This is a genomic window from Kitasatospora humi (assembly GCF_020907985.1).
GTDB lineage: Bacteria > Actinomycetota > Actinomycetes > Streptomycetales > Streptomycetaceae > Kitasatospora > Kitasatospora humi.
Genome location: NZ_JAJJPA010000034.1, coordinates 1 through 18,575, shown reverse-complemented (window position 1 = coordinate 18,575; position 18,575 = coordinate 1). Strand labels below are relative to the sequence as shown.

14 protein-coding genes are annotated in these 18,575 nt (G+C 71.7%); 8 read left to right on the top strand and 6 right to left on the bottom strand.

The genetic code is table 11. The annotated features are described in order from the left end of the window. Positions 1-195 precede the first annotated feature (195 nt). From LN042_RS26130 to LN042_RS26120, 3 genes are all read right to left on the bottom strand, one after another. Positions 196-735: a 2-oxo-4-hydroxy-4-carboxy-5-ureidoimidazoline decarboxylase gene (locus LN042_RS26130; RefSeq protein WP_372495823.1), complete on the bottom strand. Its 540-nt coding sequence runs from the start codon at positions 733-735 to the stop codon at positions 196-198. A 322-nt stretch (positions 736-1,057) separates the two neighbouring features. Beyond that, positions 1,058-2,554, bottom strand: a complete 1,497-nt coding sequence (locus LN042_RS26125; RefSeq protein ID WP_230053823.1) for an alpha/beta hydrolase — start codon at positions 2,552-2,554, stop codon at positions 1,058-1,060. Next, on the bottom strand, positions 2,554-3,315 hold the full coding sequence (locus LN042_RS26120) for an SDR family NAD(P)-dependent oxidoreductase (protein WP_230053822.1): 762 nt from the start codon (positions 3,313-3,315) through the stop codon (positions 2,554-2,556). The genes LN042_RS26125 and LN042_RS26120 overlap by 1 nt, the downstream gene beginning before the upstream one ends. 154 nt (positions 3,316-3,469) lie before the next feature. Here LN042_RS26120 and LN042_RS26115 point away from each other — a divergent pair, with 154 nt between their 5' ends. Then, on the top strand, positions 3,470-5,044 hold the full coding sequence (locus LN042_RS26115; RefSeq protein ID WP_230053821.1) for an acyl-CoA mutase large subunit family protein: 1,575 nt from the start codon (positions 3,470-3,472) through the stop codon (positions 5,042-5,044). 73 nt (positions 5,045-5,117) lie between these two features. Here the strand turns inward: LN042_RS26115 and LN042_RS26110 are convergent, their stop codons facing one another. Then, a complete protein-coding gene (locus LN042_RS26110) occupies positions 5,118-7,211 on the bottom strand; it encodes a S53 family peptidase (protein ID WP_230053820.1) in 2,094 nt (697 codons plus the stop codon). A gap of 501 nt (positions 7,212-7,712) precedes the next feature. Between LN042_RS26110 and LN042_RS26105 the strand changes: the two genes are divergently transcribed. From LN042_RS26105 to LN042_RS26075, 7 genes are all read left to right on the top strand, one after another. After that, positions 7,713-8,909, top strand: coding sequence for an amidohydrolase (locus LN042_RS26105; RefSeq protein WP_230053869.1), 1,197 nt, complete (start codon positions 7,713-7,715; stop codon positions 8,907-8,909). 327 nt (positions 8,910-9,236) lie between these two features. Beyond that, positions 9,237-10,298, top strand: coding sequence for a BMP family lipoprotein (locus tag LN042_RS26100; protein ID WP_230053819.1), 1,062 nt, complete (start codon positions 9,237-9,239; stop codon positions 10,296-10,298). A 292-nt stretch (positions 10,299-10,590) separates the two neighbouring features. Then, positions 10,591-12,360: an ABC transporter ATP-binding protein gene (locus LN042_RS26095; protein ID WP_230053818.1), complete on the top strand. Its 1,770-nt coding sequence runs from the start codon at positions 10,591-10,593 to the stop codon at positions 12,358-12,360. Positions 12,361-12,365: 5 nt separating this feature from the next. Further along, positions 12,366-13,559, top strand: a complete 1,194-nt coding sequence (locus tag LN042_RS26090) for an ABC transporter permease (protein ID WP_230053817.1) — start codon at positions 12,366-12,368, stop codon at positions 13,557-13,559. Beyond that, complete coding sequence (locus tag LN042_RS26085) at positions 13,556-14,836, top strand: ABC transporter permease (protein ID WP_230053816.1); 1,281 nt, start codon at positions 13,556-13,558, stop codon at positions 14,834-14,836. The genes LN042_RS26090 and LN042_RS26085 overlap by 4 nt, the downstream gene beginning before the upstream one ends. Next, positions 14,833-15,234, top strand: a complete 402-nt coding sequence (locus LN042_RS26080) for a cytidine deaminase (RefSeq protein WP_308191872.1) — start codon at positions 14,833-14,835, stop codon at positions 15,232-15,234. The genes LN042_RS26085 and LN042_RS26080 overlap by 4 nt, the downstream gene beginning before the upstream one ends. 172 nt (positions 15,235-15,406) lie before the next feature. Next, entirely contained in the window at positions 15,407-16,684 is a 1,278-nt protein-coding gene (locus tag LN042_RS26075; protein ID WP_230053815.1) for a thymidine phosphorylase, read from the top strand. Positions 16,685-16,734: 50 nt separating this feature from the next. On the opposite strand, the gene LN042_RS26070 is transcribed toward LN042_RS26075, so the two are convergent. Beyond that, positions 16,735-17,298 carry a Uma2 family endonuclease gene (locus tag LN042_RS26070; protein ID WP_230053814.1) on the bottom strand — a complete coding sequence of 188 codons (564 nt, stop codon included), beginning with the start codon at positions 17,296-17,298 and terminating at the stop codon, positions 16,735-16,737. Continuing rightward, positions 17,295-18,503: an MFS transporter gene (locus LN042_RS26065; RefSeq protein ID WP_230053867.1), complete on the bottom strand. Its 1,209-nt coding sequence runs from the start codon at positions 18,501-18,503 to the stop codon at positions 17,295-17,297. Before LN042_RS26065 ends, LN042_RS26070 begins: the two co-directional genes overlap by 4 nt. Between the last annotated feature and the right edge of the window lie 72 nt (positions 18,504-18,575).

Genomic DNA, 18,575 nt, shown 5'->3' with positions numbered 1-18,575 from the left:
GGCTCGGCCGGCTTCGGTGTCGGTCAGCCCGGCCGGGTACGGTCCACCGGCCGCGGACATCCTATCGACGCCTTCACGGGAACCGCCTTCGGGGGGTTTGAGTGTGATCAATCAGGCACGCCGGGCGCAATAATTCACCCCGCCGGGTGATGGCGGGGTGGGGAGGTTGACCTGTCGGTGGCCGGGGCGGGGGCGTCAGGAGCTGCCGCTGGCGACCAGGTGCTCCAGCCGGTGCAGCGCGATCCGGCGCAGCTGCTCGGCCGCGACCAGCCGCTCCTCGTCCGGCTCGTTGGCCAGCCGGGTGCGTATCGAGCTGAGCACGGTGTCCAGCATCTCCTCCGGTTCGACCCCGTCCAGGCAGACCACGAAGACATGGCCGAAGCGGGCCTCGTAGGCGGCGTGCGCGGCCCGCAGCGCGGTGTGCGCGGCCTGGCTGCCGGGCGCCCGCATGCCGAGCAGCGGCTGCGGCATCCAGCTCTCGTCCGCCAGCGCCTCGGCCAGGTCGCTGGGGCGCAGGTCGTAGGAGGCCTCGCTGGCTGCGGCGAGTAAGGACTCCAGGTCGGGGTAGGGGCGGTGGGCGGTCAGCCGCAGGGCCCAGCGGTGGCTGCCGCAGCAGGCGAGCAACGCCTCCTCGGCCGCACCGGGGTCGGCCTCGTTGAACCGGTGCAGTCCGACGGCCGGCGGCTCGGGGCGGCCGGTGGCGCCGGCGGTGGCGGTGGGGCGGGGCGTGGGGATGCCGACCTGATCGTGAGCGCGATCAGGAGGGGTGTCGCTGGCCAGCGGGTCCTCCTCGGGAGGGCAAGAGGGCGTCAGGGTGGCGGTGAGGTCGTCGTAACCAGCATGGATCACGGCACGGCGCGGACGAGGTCACCCACGCGGGGCCGTGCTCCTCCCGGGCAGCGGCACCACGGTAGTTGAGCGCTCATCAGTTGGGGAGGGGACGGGTCGAATTCACCCCGGCGAGCTATCAAGTTGTGACCGGTGGGCTACCGGGTTGTCCGGCCGCGCGCAGCGGGTCCGGTCCGGCCGCCCGGCCGCGCGGACCGGACCGCTCCGATCACTGGGGACAGCTGGTCCCCCGGGCCGGCACCGTGCCGCTGACCAGGTAGCCGTCCAGCGCCCGGTCCACACACGGGTTGCCGCTGCCGAAGGCCGCGTGTCCCTCGCCCTGCCGGGTCAGCAGGGTGGCGTTGGCGAAGCCCTTGGCCAGGTTGACGGCCTGCTGGTAGGGGGTGGCCGGGTCGTCGGTGGTGCCGATCACCAGAATGGGTGCGCTGCCGTCGGCCCGGACGGTGTGCGGCTGCTCGGTGGTCCGGTACGGCCAGTCGGCGCAGGCCGGGGTCGACAGGTCGGCGGCGGTGGTGTCCCGGTTGAGCAGCGGGGCCTGCTGCTTGAGCTCGGCCAGCACCCGCCGCACCTGGTCCGGCGAGGGCGTCACGCTCGGCGTGTCGGCGCAGCTGATCGCGGTCTGGGCGTCGTCCGAGGCGGTGTAGTGGCCGTTCTGGCGGCCGTTGTAGGCGTCCGCGGCGGACAGCAGGGCCGAGCCGTCGCCCAGCTTCATCGCGGTGAACAGCGCCTCTCGCAGCTGCCGCCAGCCGGTGTCCTGGTCGCCGTAGAGGAAGAGCAGAGTGCCGGTCCAGCCCAGGTTCGAGGTGAGCCTTCGGTTGCCGGGGTCGCCGGTGGGCAGCGGCTTGTCGCGCAGGCCGTCCAGGAAGGCGGCGGCCTGCTCGCCGGCTGCGGCCGGGTCGTCCCCCAGCGGGCACTCGTCGCGGTGGTTGGTCACGCAGTCGGTGGCGAACCGCTCCAGCGACTTCTCGAAGCCGATCTGCTGCTGCACGTCGGCGTCCAGCCGGTCGGCGGCCGGGTCGACCGCGCCGTCCAGCACCAGCCGCCCGGTGTTGTGCGGGAACTGCTCGGCGTAGAGCGCCCCCAGGTAGGTGCCGTAGGACACGCCCAGGTAGTTCAGCTTGGCGTCGCCGAGCGCCTGGCGCAGCGCGTCCATGTCGCGGGCGGTGTTGCGGGTGCCGACGAACGGCAGCAGCTTGCCGGCCGCCCGCTCGCAGGCCGCCGCGTAGTCCTTGGCCTGCTGGGCCCGCTTGGCGGCGCGGGCCGCGGGGTCCGCCGGGTCGTCCTGCTGGTCCTGGGCGTCCCGCTGCCGGTCGGTCAGGCAGTGGATCGGCGAGCTGTCGCCGGTGCCGCGCGGGTCGAAACCGACGATGTCGAAGTGGTCGTGCAGCGGACCGTCGAACCGGGCGGTGGAGTCCTTCACCATGGCGACGCCGGACTCGCCCGGGCCGCCCGGGTTGACGACCAGCGAGCCGACCCGGGCGGCCGGGTCGCGGGCCGGCTCCCGGATCAGCGCCAGCTGGAGGCTGTCGCCGTCCGGGTGGGCGTAGTCCAGCGGCACCCGCAGCTTGCCGCACTGCAGGCCCGACCCGCAGGAGGTCCAGTGGATCGGGCCGCCCGTCCGGGCCGGCGCGGGTGTGCCGGGGCTGCCGGAGCAGCCGGCCAGCAGCACCGCGCCGAGCGCGGCGGCCACCGCGAGGCGTCGCATCAGTCCCGGTGCACCTTGTAGTTGGAGGCCTGGGCGCGCGGCCGCACCACCAGCAGGTCGATGTTGACGTGCGAGGGCCGGGTGACCGCCCAGGCCACCGTGTCGGCGATGTCCTCCGAGGTGAGCGGGTGCGACACGCCCTGGTAGACGGCGGCCGCCTTGGCCTCGTCGCCGCGGAACCGGGTGACCGCGAAGCCCTCCGACTTGACCATGCCCGGAGCGATCTCGATCACCCGGATCGGCTCGCCGACCAGCTCCAGCCGCAGCGTGGCGGCGATGGTGTGCGCGGCGTGCTTGGCCGCGACGTAGCCGCCGCCGCCCTCGTAGGCGGCCAGCGCGGCGGTGGAGGAGAGGATCAGCACGGTGCCGTCGCCGCCGGCCCGCAGCGCCGGCAGCAGCGCCTGCGTCATGTGCAGCACGCCCAGCACGTTCACCTGGTACATCGCCAGCCAGTCGGCCGGGTCGCCCTGCTCCACCGAGTCGGCGCCGAACGCCCCGCCGGCGTTGTTGACCAGGACGTCGACCCGGCCGACCTCCCGGGCGAAGGCGTCGACCGCGGTGCGATCGGTGACGTCCAGGGTGACCGCGGTCGCGGTGCCGCCGCGCGCCTCGATCTCCTTGGCGAGCTCCTCGATCCGCTCGGTCCGACGGGCGGTCAGCACCACCGAGAAGCCCTCCGCGGCCAGCCGCCGCGCCGTCGCCGCGCCGATCCCGCTGCTCGCCCCGGTGACCACCGCGACCTTCTGCCCAGCGCTGCCCATTGCCGTCCTCTCGTCGTACCCGTGTACGGGCCCAATGATGGCAGGCGGCTGTGAGGAAGGTCCCAGAATGGAAGCCTGTCATCCTGCGAGCAGCGGCCCCTACAGTCCGTAACGACAGCTGAACTGTGATCAGCATGATCCGGAGGTTCCTCCCATGGCGCCCGAACCACGCCGTACCGAGTCCGGCTTCTTGATCGACCCCCTCTACGGTCCCGAGCAGCCGATCGAGCGGCTCGGCGTGCCCGGGGAGTACCCCTTCACCCGCGGCGTCTACCCGTCGATGTACACCGGACGGCCGTGGACCATGCGCCAGTACGCCGGCTTCGGCACCGCGGCGGAGTCCAACGCGCGCTACAAGCAGCTCATCGCCAACGGCACCACGGGCCTGTCGGTCGCCTTCGACCTGCCGACCCAGATGGGGTACGACTCGGACGCGCCGGTCGCGGCCGGCGAGGTCGGCAAGGTCGGCGTGGCGATCGACAGCATCGAGGACATGGGCGTGCTCTTCGATGGCATCCCGCTGGGTGAGGTCTCCACCTCGATGACCATCAACGCGCCCGGCTCGCTGCTGCTGCTGCTCTACCAGCTGGTCGGCGAGTCGCAGGGGGTGCCGTCGAACAAGCTCACCGGCACCATCCAGAACGACGTGCTCAAGGAGTACATCGCCCGCGGCACCTACATCTTCCCGCCCAAGCCGAGCCTGCGGCTGATCGCGGACGTCTTCCAGTACTGCCGGGCCGAGATCCCCAAGTGGAACACCATCTCCATCTCCGGCTACCACATGGCCGAGGCCGGGGCGAACCCCGCGCAGGAGATCGCCTTCACGCTGGCCAACGGCATCGAGTACGTGCGCACCGCGGTGGCCGCCGGAATGGACGTGGACGACTTCGCGCCGCGGCTGTCGTTCTTCTTCGTCTCGCGCACCACGCTGCTCGAGGAGGTCGCCAAGTTCCGTGCCGCACGGCGGATCTGGGCCCGGCTGATGCGTGACACCTTCGGCGCCAAGAACCCCAAGTCGCAGATGCTGCGGTTCCACACCCAGACCGCCGGCGTCCAACTCACCGCCCAGCAGCCCGAGGTGAACCTGGTCCGGGTCTCCGTCCAGGCGCTCGCCGCGGTGCTCGGCGGCACCCAGTCGCTGCACACCAACAGTTTCGACGAGGCCATCGCGCTGCCCACCGAGAAGTCGGCCCGACTGGCGCTGCGCACCCAGCAGGTGCTCGCCTACGAGACCGACATCACCGCCACCGTCGACCCGTTCGCCGGCTCCTACGTGGTGGAGGCGATGACCGACCAGCTCGAGGCCGCCGCCGTCGAACTCATCGAGAAGGTCGAGGAGATGGGCGGTGCGGTGGCCGCCATCGAGAACGGCTACCAGAAGTCGGAGATCGAGCGCACCGCCTACCGGGTCCAGCAGGAGACCGACTCCGGCGAGCGCACCGTGGTCGGCGTCAACCGCTTCCAGCTGGACGCCGAGGAGCCCTACGAGCCGCTGCGGGTCGACCCGGCGATCGAGGCGCAGCAGGCCGAGCGGCTGGCCCGGCTGCGGGCCGAGCGCGACTCCTCGGCGGTGGACCGCGCCCTGACCGCGCTGCGCAAGGCGGCCGGGGGCAGCGACAACGTGCTCTACCCGATGAAGGAGGCGCTGGCCGCCAAGGCCACCGTCGGCGAGGTCAGCGACGCGCTGCGGGAGATCTGGGGCACCTACACCCCGGTCGACCGGTTCTGACCCGCGGTCGCAGCGATGCGACGGGGCCCGCGACCGGATCGGTCGCGGGCCCCGCCCGTCAGGTCAACCGGCCTTACTGCTGGTCACCCTGGTTGTCGTCGTCCTGGCCCAGGGCGTTGCCGTGCCGCAGGCTGAAGGACTTGAAGAACCCGGCACCCGGGGAGCCGACACCGGTCGCGGTGTCGTAGCCCTTGGCGGCCGCCAGGCCCTGGTCGGCGCCGATCTTGTACAGGCGCACCTTGAGCACGCCGCCCACGGTGCCCAGGTCCACCACGTTGCCGCGCGCGGTGTGCACCGCGGCGTCGTTGACGTCGTTGAAGGCGCGGGTGCCGGCCCGGTCGTAGAGCGAGGGGTTGGCGAAGCCGACCGGACGGCCGCCGCGGGCCTGGATCGCGTCGGCCATCATCGCCGCGAACTCCGGCGAGGAGACCGAGGTGCCGCCGTAGCCGCCCTCGCTGTAGGCGCCGCCGGCCGGGGTGTAGCCGACCAGGGTGGCCGCCACCAGGTCACCGCTCATCGCGACGTCCGGGGTGGCGCGCAGCGGGGTGGCCGACTTGGTGCCGTCCGCCGCCACGGTGGAGATGTTGTTCGGGACGACGCCCTGCTGGTACCACGGCTGCGGGAAGTCCTTGGAGACACCGCCGCCGCCGCCGAAGTAGAAGTTGCCGGGGAACGGGGTCCAGGACTGCTGGTCGGTCGAGAGCACCGAGCGGCGGTCGCCCATCGAGACCTCGTGGCCGTAGCTGCCGGACTTGTCCTTCAGCTCCAGGGCGGTGCCGCCGACGCCGGTGATCCACGGCGAGGCCGAGGGCCACTGGGTCTGCGCCTGGTTGGTGTCGGCCTGGCAGTTGACGCCGGTCGCGGCGGCGGTCGGCGAGTTGTCGCCGCAGTCGCCGGCGGAGGCCATGAAGGTGATGCCCTCGGCCGCGCCGCGCTCCAGCGCCTGGTTGTCGGCCGCGATCACACCCGGGTCCAGGTCACCGCTCTTGCCGTGCATGATCTCGCCCCAGGAGTTGGAGACGATGTCGGCGAGGTGGTTGTCCACGATCTTGTTCAGCGCGGCGGTCAGGTCCTGGTCGTAGCAGGAGTTGGCACCGACGTAGACCACGTTGGCGTCCGGCGCCAGGCCGTGCACCATCTCGACGTCCAGCGCCTCCTCGCCCGACCAGTCGCCGCAGTCGGCCTGGTGCTGCCACTGGTCCGGGGTGACGACCTCGGAGTACTGGCCCGGCGCGAACGGCTTGTCGCCGTGGGCGGCGGAGAAGTGGTCGGCGTCCGCCTCCATGGTGCCCAGCCCGTAGGCGTCGACGATGGCGACCCGGGCGCCCTTGCCGGTCAGGCCGGACTTGGTGACGCCGTAGGCCTTGCGGAGCTGGCTCGGCACGTAGGAGCAGGGGGCGAAGGGCTCGTTCTTCTCGTAGCCCTGCGGCGCGCCGTAGGCGATCTTGGAGCCGAAGCCGTTGTCCGAGCAGGTCGGGTCGGTCGGCAGCGAGGTCTGCCGGCCGGCGGTCGCGGCCTTGGCACCGGACTGGCCGGCGGACTCGGCGGCGGACTGCGAGACGGCGTTCGAGGTGGCCTTCTGCACCGAGTCGGCCAGGCCAGAGACGCCCGCCACGTCGGCGGCGACCTGGGCCGGGACCACCGCGTCGGCGGCCGGGGCCTTGTGCACGCCGTCCGGGGTGCGGTAGTTGCGGAACTGGGTGCCCAGCGCCCGGGTCAGCTGGTCGGTGGTGCCGCTGACCTGGATGTAGTGCTGGTTGGTCTCGGTGATGCTCAGGCCGGCGCCGGTCAGCCACTGGCTGACGGCCTTGACCTGCTCCGGGCTGGTGCCGAACCGGGACTGCACCTGGTCGGCCGAGAGGAACTGGCCGTACTGCGGCGAGTTCGGGTCGGAAACGGCCTTGGCGAAGGCGTCCAGACCGGCCTGGTCACGGCCGGCCAGGTAGATCCGGGCGGTGGCGGCGGTGCCCGCGGGCACCGCGCCCGTGTCGGCCTGCGGGGTGGCCCAGTCCGGGTGGGTGCCCGGCAGTGCCTTGGCGGTGACGGGCCCCGACGGGTTGGAGTCGGCGATCGCCGGGGTGGCGACGGCGATCGTTCCCAGGACGAGGGCGGCGGCGGCCGGGGCCGCCACGGTTATCCGGGAGAGCCGGCTGCGATTGGCTGGCACGTGGGTTCCCCACTCTCACTTGGGTCACCTCGACTGCGGGGCAGCGGGTGACTGCGCCGTGGCCGCACTTTGTAGGCGCTGCCGGGACGCGGGCAGGACGGATCGCCCCGGCGACCGGGCTCCTGAGGGAGGGTCGGCGGTGCGGAGTATGACTGTGCGGACGTTGTCTATTGGTTCGAATGGCCGAAGCTCAAGACTTCGCCTGAATTCTTTGCCAGTACATGACCTGGCCGTCCGCATGCCGATACGCGCCGGTCACCATCGCGTGGCAGGCCCGCCACCCGGTGCCGCCGGGCCCGGTTGACCAGCCGTTACCTGCGGCGGCCCGCCTCGTTGCACAGGTTCATCACCCGGGCGTCCGCGTGGGAAGGAGGCGGCTGAAACGTGACGTCATACCCACCTGCCGGCCGCGTATGCGCCGAATCGGGGCGGGATTCGGCCGAAGTCCGGCCAAACTCGGCTCGGCGCCATAGTCTTGTTGAGGTGAACGTTCCTCAGACAATGACGCTCCGCTCGCGGGTGGCGGCGCTGGAGGCCGAGCTGGTGGCCTTCCGCCGCGATCTGCACCGCCATCCCGAGCTGGGCCGTCAGGAGTTCCGCACCACCGGCAAGTTGATCGACCGTCTGGTCGCGGCTGGTCTCACACCCCGGGTGCTGCCCGGCGGCACCGGGCTGATCGTCGACCTGGTCCCGCCCACCGCCGACCCCGGCGCCCCGATGATCGCCTTCCGCGCCGACATCGACGCGCTGCCCATCGAGGACGCCAAGAGCGAGGCGCCGTACCGCTCCACCGTCCCCGGGGTGACCCATGCCTGCGGGCACGACGTGCACACCACGGTGCTGCTCGGCACCGCGCTGGTGCTGGCCGAGGCGCTGCGGGACGGGCGGCTGACCCGGCCGGTGCGGCTGATCTTCCAGCCCGCCGAGGAGGTGATGCCCGGCGGCGCGTTGGACGTGATCGCGGCCGGCGGGATGGCCGGGGTCGGGCGGATCTTCGCGGTGCACTGCGACCCCAAGGTGACGGTCGGTCGGATCGCCCTGCGCACCGGCGCCATCACCTCGGCCGCCGACGCCGTGCTGCTGCGGCTGGACGGCCCCGGCGGCCACACCGCCCGCCCGCACCTGACCACCGATCTGGTCACCGCGGTCGCCCGGCTGGCCGCCGACCTGCCCGGCGCGTTGGCCCGTCGGATGGACCCTCGTTGGGGCGTCTCGCTGGTCTGGGGCCGGATCGAGTCCGGCTCGGCTCCCAACGTGATCCCGCAGCACGCCGAGCTGGAGGGCACGGTGCGCTGCCTGGAGCTGGCCGGCTGGCACGAGGCGCCGGACCTGCTGCACGAGTTGGTCACCAAGATGGCCGAGACCTATCTGGCGAAGGTGAGCCTGGACTACCGGCGCGGTGTCCCGCCGGTGGTGAACGAAGCGGCGTCCATCACCCAGCTGGAAACGGCGATGACGCGGCAGTTCGGTGTGCGGGGTGAAGAAGTCGTGGAGCCGACCGAGCAGTCGCTCGGCGGTGAGGACTTCTCCTGGTACCTGGAGCACGCGCCGGGCGCGCTGGCCCGGCTCGGAGTCAGGGCGCCGGACGAGACCCAGGTGCGCGACCTGCACCAGGGCCGGTTCGACGTGGACGAGCGGGCGATCGGGATCGGGGTGGAGCTGTTCGGCTCGCTGGCCCTGGAGCACGCGGAGGTGTAGGCGCCGGCCGGGCCTGACCGCCCGGCCCGCCGGTGGGGGAGGGCCGCCGCTCGCCCGGTGGCCGGCGGCGCGCCTTCAGCGCCTTTATTAAGGGGGCGCCTTTCCGGACGCAGGGGTCCGGGAACCGTTGGGCAACCGGGGGGGCGAACTCCCCGGGCGTTGTGTGGGAGACTCGGCGATCGGTTGGCGCCCGGTGTGTCCGCTGGGCGTCGCGCCACGTTTTGATAACAACCCGAGTGGCGTCCCGCTCCGTGACACAACCGTGTTCTACGCGCGTTACGGTGGCGTCCGATCACGCCAAACGGGTGTGTAGAAGGAGATATTCCCTTGCGCCGTTCAGTAAAGCTCGCCGCGGTGGTGCTCTCGGGCTCCCTGGGCATCGCCTCGCTCGCCGCTTGCGGCGCAAAGAGCACCAGCACCTCTTCTTCCGCCGCCGGTGGCTCCGGCCTCAAGGTCGGCATGGCCTACGACGTCGGCGGCCGTGGCGACCAGGGCTTCAACGACTCGGCCGCGGCCGGTCTGGACAAGGCCAAGAGCCAGTTCAACATCACCACCAACGAGGCCGAGGCCAAGCCGGGCGAGTCCGACTCGGACAAGCAGAGCCGCCTGGAGCAGCTGGTCAACGCCGGCTACAACCCGGTCATCGCGGTCGGCTTCGTCTACCAGAGCGCGGTGGAGAAGGTCGCCAAGGAGCACCCGAACACCAAGTTCGCGATCATCGACTCCGACTCGCCGACCCAGCCGTCCAACGTGACCTCGCTGGAGTTCACCGAGCAGCAGAGCTCCTACCTGGCCGGTATCGCCGCCGCCCTCAAGACCCAGAAGAAGCAGGTCGGCTTCATCGGCGGTGTGCAGTCCGAGCTGATCAAGAAGTTCGAGGCCGGCTACCGGGCCGGTGTGGCCTCCGTCGACCCGAACATCAAGGTCGACGTGACCTACCTGACCACCCCGCCGGACTTCACCGGCTTCAGCGACCCGGCCAAGGGCAAGTCCGCGGCCCAGGGCCAGCTGGACAAGGGCGATGACGTGATCTACGCCGCCGCCGGCGCCTCCGGCACCGGTGCGATCCAGGCCGTGGCCGCCAAGCAGGGCGCCTGGGTGATCGGTGTCGACTCCGACCAGGCCAAGCAGACCGCGCTGTCCGCGTACAAGAACTCCATCCTGACCTCCGCGGTGAAGAACGTGGACACCGCGGTGTTCTCGTACATCCAGAGCGTCAAGAACGGCACGCCGGAGACCGGCGTCCAGCGCTTCGACCTGAAGTCGGGCGGTGTTGGCCTGGCCACCACCGGCGGCCACATCGACGACATCAAGGCCAAGCTGGACGCCGCCACCCAGCAGATCGTCTCCGGCGCGACCCAGATCCCGACCGCTCCGCCGGCCGGCTGATCCGGATCCGCCACAGCAGTAGCACCGAGCAGTAGGTAGCAAGGGAGGGGCCCGGTGGGTCGCGCGCGAGCGCACTCCGCCGGGCCCCTCCCGTCTCCGCCACCCCCCGCGCCGCCCCTCCCCGTCGGCCGCGCACCACACCCCCCGGCCCTCCCCGGCGCAAGGACGCGCCCGCCACCACCAGGAGACCGCCATCAGCGCATCCACCCCCTCCCTGCGCAAGGGAGGTAACCCCGGCGCGGGGGCCGCGGCCGTCGAGCTGCGCGGCATCACCAAGCGCTTCCCCGGAGTCGTGGCCAACCACGACATCAACCTGACCGTGCGCACCGGCACCGTGCACGCCCTGATGGGTGAGAACGGCGCCGGCAAGTCGACCCTGATGAAGATCCTCTACGGCATGCAGAAGCCGGACGAGGGCACCATCACCATCAACGGTGAGCAGGTCGAGTTCGCCACCCCCGGCGACGCCATCACCCGCGGCATCGGCATGGTCCACCAGCACTTCATGCTGGCCGACAACCTGACCGTGCTGGAGAACGTGGTCCTCGGCAGCGAGAAGCTGTACGGCATCGGTGCCAGGGCCAAGGCGAAGATCAAGGAGATCTCCGACCAGTACGGCCTCGGAGTCCGCCCGGACGCCCTGGTCGAGGACCTGGGCGTGGCCGACCGGCAGCGCGTCGAGATCCTCAAGGTGCTCTACCGCGGCGCCCGGATCCTCATCCTGGACGAGCCCACCGCGGTGCTGGTGCCGCAGGAGGTGGACGCGCTCTTCGACAACCTGCGGGACCTCAAGTCCGAGGGCGTCACCGTCATCTTCATCTCGCACAAGCTGCACGAGGTCCTCTCGGTGGCCGACGCGATCTCGGTGATCCGCCGCGGCACCACGGTCGGCGACGCCGACCCCGGCAGCGTCACGGCCCGCGAGCTCGCCGAGCTGATGGTCGGCAGCGAGCTGCCCAGCCCGGAGAGCCGCGAGTCCACGGTCACCGACGTCGAGATGCTCAAGGTCGAGGGCCTGCGGATCGCCAAGGCGGATGCCGAGGGCATCGAGCGCGTGGTGCTGGACGACGTCTCGCTGACCATCCGCAAGGGCGAGATCCTCGGCGTCGCCGGGGTCGAGGGCAACGGCCAGGCGGAACTGGTCGAGGCCATCATGGGCATGCTGCCGCTGGACGCCGGCACCGTGGTGCTGGACGGCCAGGACCTGACCGGCAAGCTCACCCGGGCCCGCCGCGAGGCCGGCATCGGCTACGTCCCGGAGGACCGGCACCGGCACGGCCTGCTGCTGGAGGCCCCGCTCTGGGAGAACCGGATCCTGGGCCACGTCACCGAGACGCCCAACTCCAAGGGCTTCGTGCTGGACCCGGCCGCGGCCCGCCGCGACACCGAGCGGATCGTGCGCGAGTACGACGTCCGCACCCCGGGCATCGAGGTCACCGCGGCCTCGCTCTCCGGCGGCAACCAGCAGAAGCTGATCGTCGGCCGCGAGATGAGCCACAACCCCAAGCTGCTGATCGCCGCCCACCCGACCCGCGGTGTGGACGTCGGCGCCCAGGCGCAGATCTGGGGCCAGATCCGTGCGGCGCAGCAGGAGGGGCTGGCGGTGCTGCTGATCTCCGCCGACCTGGACGAGCTGATCGGCCTCTCCGACACCATCCGGGTGATCTACCGCGGCCGGCTGGTCGCGGACGCCGACCCGGCCACCGTCACCGCCGAGGACCTCGGCACCGCGATGACCGGTGCGGCCGCCGGCCGCATCGAGTCCGCCGATGAGGCGCTCGCCGAGGCGGCGGTCGTCGCCGAGGCCGCCGCCGTGGTCGAGGACGCGGCTGCGGCCGAGGCTGCCGTCGCGGCCGAGGGTGCGGCTGTGACCGAGGCTGCGGCCGTGACCGAGGACGCGGGCACGGCCGAGGCTGCCGTCGCGGCCGAGGGTGCGGCCGTGACCGAGGGTGCGGCTGCGACTGCGGCTGTGACCGAGGATGCCGTCGTGGCCGAGGACGTGCCCGGCGAGGACGCCACCACCACCGACACCGCCGGCGACGACGCTCAGGCGGGGGAGTGACCGACATGACCACTTCGACCGAACCCTCCCCCGGCCTCGGGCTGGGAGGCGCCCCCAGGCGCGGCCGGTTCCAGCGGATCGACCGCGAGCGACTGCTGCTGGCCATCGCGGCACCCGTGCTGGCCGTCGTCATCGCGTTCGCGATCAGCTCGCTGCTGCTGGCCATCTCCGGCAAGGACCCGTTCCAGGCGTTCAGCCTGATGGGCAACTACGGCCTCGGCACCTCCGACGGGCAGGTGGCCGTCCTCAACAAGGCGACCACCTACTACATCGCGGGTGTCGCGGTGGCCTTCGGCTTCCGGATGAACCTGTTCAACATCGGTGCCGACGGCCAGTACCGGCTGGCCGCGCTCTTCGCCGCCTTCGTCGGCGGCGCGGTCAACCTGCCGTCGTTCATCGAGATCCCGCTGGTGCTGATCACCGCCATGCTGGTCGGCGGCCTGTGGGCGGCCATCGCCGGTGTCCTCAAGGTCACCCGCGGGGTCAGCGAGGTGATCTCGACGATCATGCTGAACGCGATCACCACCGGCGTCATCGGCCTGCTGCTGGTGCCGGGCCGCTTCGTGCCGAGCGTCGGCGGCGGCGGCAGCAGCAACAGCGTCCAGACCAAGATGATGGCGCCGTCCAGCGACTTCTTCACCCTCAACACCCAGGGCGGACAGCTCTACGGCTTCATCATCGTCGCGGTGCTGATCGGTGTGCTGTTCCAGCTGGTGCTGAGCCGCACCCGGTTCGGCTTCGACCTGCGGGCCACCGGTCGCTCCGAGGAAGCGGCCGGCGCCAGCGGTGTCAACGTCAAGCGCATGGTGCTGACCAGCATGTGCATCTCCGGTGCGCTGGCCGGTCTGATCGGCATGCCGGACCTGCTGTCCGCGGACACCGGCCACTACTTCGGCCAGAGCTTCCAGGCCGGCGTCGGCTTCACCGGCATCGCGATCGCCCTGCTCGGTCGCAACACCCCGGTCGGGATCGCCTTCGCGGCCCTGCTCTGGGCGTTCCTGGACGCCACCAACGGGCAGCTGTCGACGAACAACTACCCGCCGGAGATCGCCAACGTCATGCAGGGCACCATCGTCATCTGCGTGGTCGTCGCCTACGAGCTGGTCCGCCGCTTCGGTCTGAAGCGCCAGCAGCAGAAGGTCGGCGCCCAGCTCGCCGCTCAGGCCGCCGCGGCGGCGAAGAAGGAGGTGGCGGCATGACCGACCTCACGAACTACACCGAACGAATCCGCAAGTCGGCGTTCCCCGGCACGAAGCCGACCAAGAAGAAGCTCACCTGGCCGATGGTGCTGCTGCTGTCGGCCGGTGCCCTGGTGCTGTTCTCGGTGGTCGGCATGATCACCGGCAACCACAGCCTGACCTCCTCCGGCCAGGTCTCCGCCGCCCTCGGTGCCGCGGTGCCGATCGGCATGGCCGGCCTCGGCGGCCTCTGGTCCGAGCGGGCCGGCGTGGTCAACATCGGCCTCGAAGGCATGATGGTGGCCGGCACCTTCGCCGGCGCCTGGACCGGCTACCTGGTCAACCCCTGGGTCGGCCTGCTGGCAGGCATGGCGGCGGGCGCCCTCGGCGGTCTGCTGCACGCGGTGATCACGGTCGGCTTCGGCGTCGACCACATCGTCTCCGGTGTCGGCATCAACCTGCTGATCCCGGGCATCTGCCTGTACGTCAACCGGATCTACTACACGGACTACGTGAGCGCCGGCGCCGGTGCCTCCAAGTCCCCGCCGACCGCCGCGCTGCCGACCATCACCGTGCAGCACCTGTCGCAGTGGCTGGACGGCATCGAGAAGCACCACTGGTTCGTGGTCTCCGACCTGGCCGGTGTGCTCGGCGGTCTGGTCACCGAGCTCTCGGTGGTGACGCTGATCGCGGTCGCCATGCTGGTCGCCAGCTACTTCGTGCTCTGGCGGACCTCCTTCGGCCTGCGGCTGCGCTCCTGCGGTGAGAACCCGACCGCGGCCGAGTCGCTGGGCGTCAACGTCTACAAGTACAAGTACATCGCGGTGATCGTCTCCGGTGCCTTCGCCGGTCTGGGCGGCACCTACCTGTCGATGGTCGCGGCCAACGTCTACCAGGACGGGCAGACCGGCGGCCGCGGCTACATCGGTCTGGCCGCGATGATCTTCGGCAACTGGCTGCCCGGCGGGCTGGCCACCGGTGCGGGCCTGTTCGGCTTCACCGACAGCCTGCAGCTGCGCGACCCGAGCTCGGTGCACGTGCTGCTGCTGGTCCTGGCGATCGTCCTGGCGCTGCTGGGGCTGTGGAACCTGTACCGGCGCAAGTGGGTCGGTGCCGCGGCCACCCTGGTGGCCTCGGGTGCGCTCGCCCTCTGGTACGCGACCACCAGTACCGTGGAGCGTCCGCTGATCGTCGCCTCGCCGTACATCATCACCCTGGTGGTGCTGACGCTCTCGGCCCAGCGGCTGCGGATGCCGAAGGCGGACGGCCAGATCTACCGGAAGGGCCAGGGCAAGTGACGGTGCCCCAGGAGGCGGCGATCGACTGGGAGCGGCTGCGGGTCGCGGCCCGGGACGCGATGTCCCGGGCGTACGCCCCCTACAGCAAGTACCCGGTCGGCGCGGCGGCGCTGGTCGACGACGGCCGGGTGGTGACCGGCTGCAACGTGGAGAACGCCTCCTACGGCCTCGGCCTGTGCGCCGAGTGCGGGCTGGTCTCCGCGCTGTACGCGTCCGGCGGCGGCCGACTGGTCGCGTTCACCTGCGTGGACGGCGCCGGACAGCTGCTGATGCCGTGCGGCCGCTGCCGCCAGCTGCTCTGGGAGCACGGCGGTCCGGAGCTGCTGGTCGAGCTGCCCAGCGGGATCAAGCCGATGACCGAGGTGCTGCCCGACGCCTTCGGTCCGGAGCGGCTGTAGCCGGTGACACGCCGGAGTGGCCGCAGTCGGCAGTACTGCGGAACACCTGTAGTCAGCAGTACTGTGACGCGCGTAGAGTGACGCGTGGGGCGGCCGAGCAGTGGCCGCCCCACGCGTTCCTCGCTTTTTACGGGGTCCCGGCGGGCCCCCTTCCTTCCCCTGGAGCCAAGCCATGGACGTCATCTCCGTCATCCGCGCCAAGCGTGACCGCCAGGAGCTGACCGATGATCAGATCGACTGGGTGATCGACGCCTACACCCGCGGTGTCGTGGCGGACGAGCAGATGTCCGCACTGGCCATGGCGATCCTGCTGAACGGGATGAACCTGCGCGAGATCAGCCGCTGGACCGACGCGATGATCCGCTCCGGAGTCCGGATGGACTTCTCCGGGCTCAGCCTGCCCACCAGCGACAAGCACTCCACCGGTGGCGTCGGCGACAAGATCACCCTGCCGCTGGCCCCGCTGGTCGCCGCCTGCGGTGCCGCCGTGCCGCAGCTCTCCGGGCGCGGCCTCGGCCACACCGGCGGCACCCTGGACAAGCTGGAGTCGATCCCCGGCTGGCGGGCGCTGCTCTCCAACGAGGAGATGCTCCAGGTGCTGGAGGACACCGGCGCGGTGATCTGCGCGGCCGGTGACGGGCTGGCCCCCGCCGACAAGAAGCTCTACGCGCTGCGGGACGTCACCGGCACCGTCGAGGCGATCCCGCTGATCGCCTCCTCGATCATGTCTAAGAAGATCGCCGAGGGCACCGGCGCGCTGGTGCTGGACGTCAAGGTCGGCTCCGGCGCCTTCATGAAGAACCTGGCGGACGCCCAGGAGCTGGCCCGCACCATGGTCGGCCTGGGCCGCGGGGCCGGGGTGAACACGGTGGCGCTGCTCACCGACATGTCCACCCCGCTCGGCCTGACCGCCGGCAACGCGCTGGAGGTCCGCGAGTCGGTCGAGGTGCTGGCCGGCGGCGGTCCCGCCGACGTGGTCGAGCTGACGGTCGCGCTGGCCCGGGAGATGCTGGCCGCCGCCGGGGTGCAGGGCAAGGACCCCGCCGACGCCCTGCGGGACGGCTCGGCGATGGACCACTGGCGCCGCATGATCAGCGCACAGGGCGGCGACGTGGACGCGCCGCTGCCGGTCGCCAAGGAGCGGCACGTGATCCCGGCCCCGGCCACCGGTGTGCTGACCGCCCTCGACGCCTACGCGGTGGGCGTCTGCGCCTGGCGCCTCGGCGCCGGCCGGGCCCGCAAGGAGGACCCGGTGCAGGCCGGCGCGGGCGTCGAGATGCACGCCAAGCCGGGCGACACCGTGACCGCCGGCCAGCCCCTGCTCACCCTGCACACCGACACCCCCGAGCGCTTCGACTACGCCATCGAGGCGCTGGCCGGCGGCATCGAGGTCTCCCCGGTCGGCACGGAGTACACCCGCACGCCGCTGATCCTCGACCGGATCGGCTGAGGCGGAACCTCGGCGTTCGGTCGGCGGCTGCCGGCCGAACGCCGCCGGGGTCAGTTGCGGCCAGCGCCGTACGTCATCAGCTCGCCGGTGTCGATCGTCCACGGGCCGACGCTGATCCGGTCGCCGAAGGTGAACTTCTCCGGCGCGGTGTAGTCGGGCTGGGAGTGCACGATCCCGGTGCCGTCGCGCGGATCGACCAGGAGGTAGTGCGGGATGCCCGTGGCGGCGTAGTCGCGGACCTTGCCGTGGTAGTCGTTCTCCGGGTTCGACTGGGAGACGACCTCGACGACCAGGAGCACCTCGGGTGGCAGCAGCGCCGGGGTTTCGAGGTCCAGGGCAGCCTCGGCGAAGACCATCAGATCCGGGCGGCGCAGACCCAGGCCGGCATCCTCAAGATCGGCACCAGGATGCGCGATGAACCCCGGGTGAGTCGTCGGTAGTTGGGCGTTCAACTGCCGGGCGATCTGCAGGACGGCCCGTTCATGTCGCCGGACCGGAGACGTCATCATGACGATCTCCCCGTCAGCGATCTCGACCTTCCCCATCCCGGGGAACTGCGGAAGCATGTCAGCGATCTCGCGGAGCCTGGCGAACGTCGCGGCCTCCATGCTCATACCGGAAGCGTACCCACGGCCGCCGACCGCCGGGCCGCAATCGCCCGCCGCGTCGCGTAGAGGGTGACGCCCGCCGCGAGGGCCATCGCGGTGAGGCCGACCGCCGCCGAGCCGGGCCAGCCGACGGCGTGGTAGGCGTCGGCGCCCAGGGTGCCGCCGAGGCTGTTGCCCAGGTAGTAGGCGATCAGGTAGAGGGCGGAGGCCTGGGCGCGGCCGTGGGTGGCGGTGCGACCGACGGCGGAGGATGCGGTGGCGTGGCCGGCGAAGAAGCCGGCCGTGATCAGCACCAGGCCGAGCAGGGCGCCGGGCAGCGAGTCGGTGAGGGAGAGCAGCAGGCCCGCGGTGGTGCAGCCGATCGCGGTGTAGAGCGCACCGCGGCGGCCCAGGCGGGCGACCAGTCGGCCGGCGCCGGCCGAGGACGCGGTGCCGACCAGGTAGACCACGAAGATCGAGGCCGCCACCGACTGCGGCAGGTGGAAGGGCGCGGCGATCAGCCGGAAGCCGACGGTGTTGTACACCGCGCCGAAGACCGCCATGAAGAGCAGGCCCAGGCCGTAGAGCCGCAGCAGCAGCGGGTTGCGCAGATGGGAGCCGACGGTGCGGCGCAGCGCCCGGGCGTCCACCGGGGTGCGGCGGAAGTGCCGCGCAGGCGGGATCAGCAGCCGGAAGGCCACGGTGGCGGCCAGGGCCAGCAGGGCCGAGGCGACCAGGCCCCAGCGCCAGCCCCAGACGGCGGCGGACCAGCCGGCGACCAGCCGTCCGCCCATGCCGCCGATGCTGTTGCCGGCTACGTAGAGCCCCATCGCGGAGGCCAGGGCACTGGGGTGCACCTCCTCGGCCAGGTACGCCATCGCGGTGGCGGGCAGCCCGGCCAGCGCCGCGCCCTGGACGGCGCGCAGGGCGACCAGGGTGGTGAGGCCGGGTGCGAACGGCAGCGCGACGGCGATCAGCGAGGCGGCCACCATCGAGCCGGTCATCACCGCGGTGCGGCCGAAACGGTCGGAGAGCGCGCTGGCCGGCAGCAGGCCGAGCGCCAAACCCAGGGTGGCGGCGGAGGCGGTCCAGCTGGCCTGACCGGGCGTCAGCGAGAGGTCGGCGGCGAGCAGCGGCAGCAGGCCCTGGGTGGAGTAGAGCAGTACGAAGGTGGCGATACCGGCCGCGAAGAGCGCCAGGTTGGAGCGGCGGAAGTCGCGCTGTCCGGGCAGGAGGCGGGCGTCGGCCTGGGGGCGTGGGTCGGCCTGAGGGTGGGGGTCGGCCGGCGTTGCGGATCACCTGGA

Excerpts from the sequence above, each read along its gene's own strand:
- LN042_RS26105 (WP_230053869.1), top strand. The coding sequence starts at position 7,713 with ATGACGCTCCGCTCGCGGGTGGCGGCGCTGGAGGCCGAGCTGGTGGCC.
- LN042_RS26115 (WP_230053821.1), top strand. The coding sequence starts at position 3,470 with ATGGCGCCCGAACCACGCCGTACCGAGTCCGGCTTCTTGATCGACCCC.
- LN042_RS26075 (WP_230053815.1), top strand. The coding sequence starts at position 15,407 with ATGGACGTCATCTCCGTCATCCGCGCCAAGCGTGACCGCCAGGAGCTG.
- LN042_RS26125 (WP_230053823.1), bottom strand. The coding sequence starts at position 2,554 with ATGCGACGCCTCGCGGTGGCCGCCGCGCTCGGCGCGGTGCTGCTGGCC.
- LN042_RS26120 (WP_230053822.1), bottom strand. The coding sequence starts at position 3,315 with ATGGGCAGCGCTGGGCAGAAGGTCGCGGTGGTCACCGGGGCGAGCAGC.
- LN042_RS26090 (WP_230053817.1), top strand. The coding sequence starts at position 12,366 with ATGACCACTTCGACCGAACCCTCCCCCGGCCTCGGGCTGGGAGGCGCC.
- LN042_RS26085 (WP_230053816.1), top strand. The coding sequence starts at position 13,556 with ATGACCGACCTCACGAACTACACCGAACGAATCCGCAAGTCGGCGTTC.
- LN042_RS26070 (WP_230053814.1), bottom strand. The coding sequence starts at position 17,298 with ATGAGCATGGAGGCCGCGACGTTCGCCAGGCTCCGCGAGATCGCTGAC.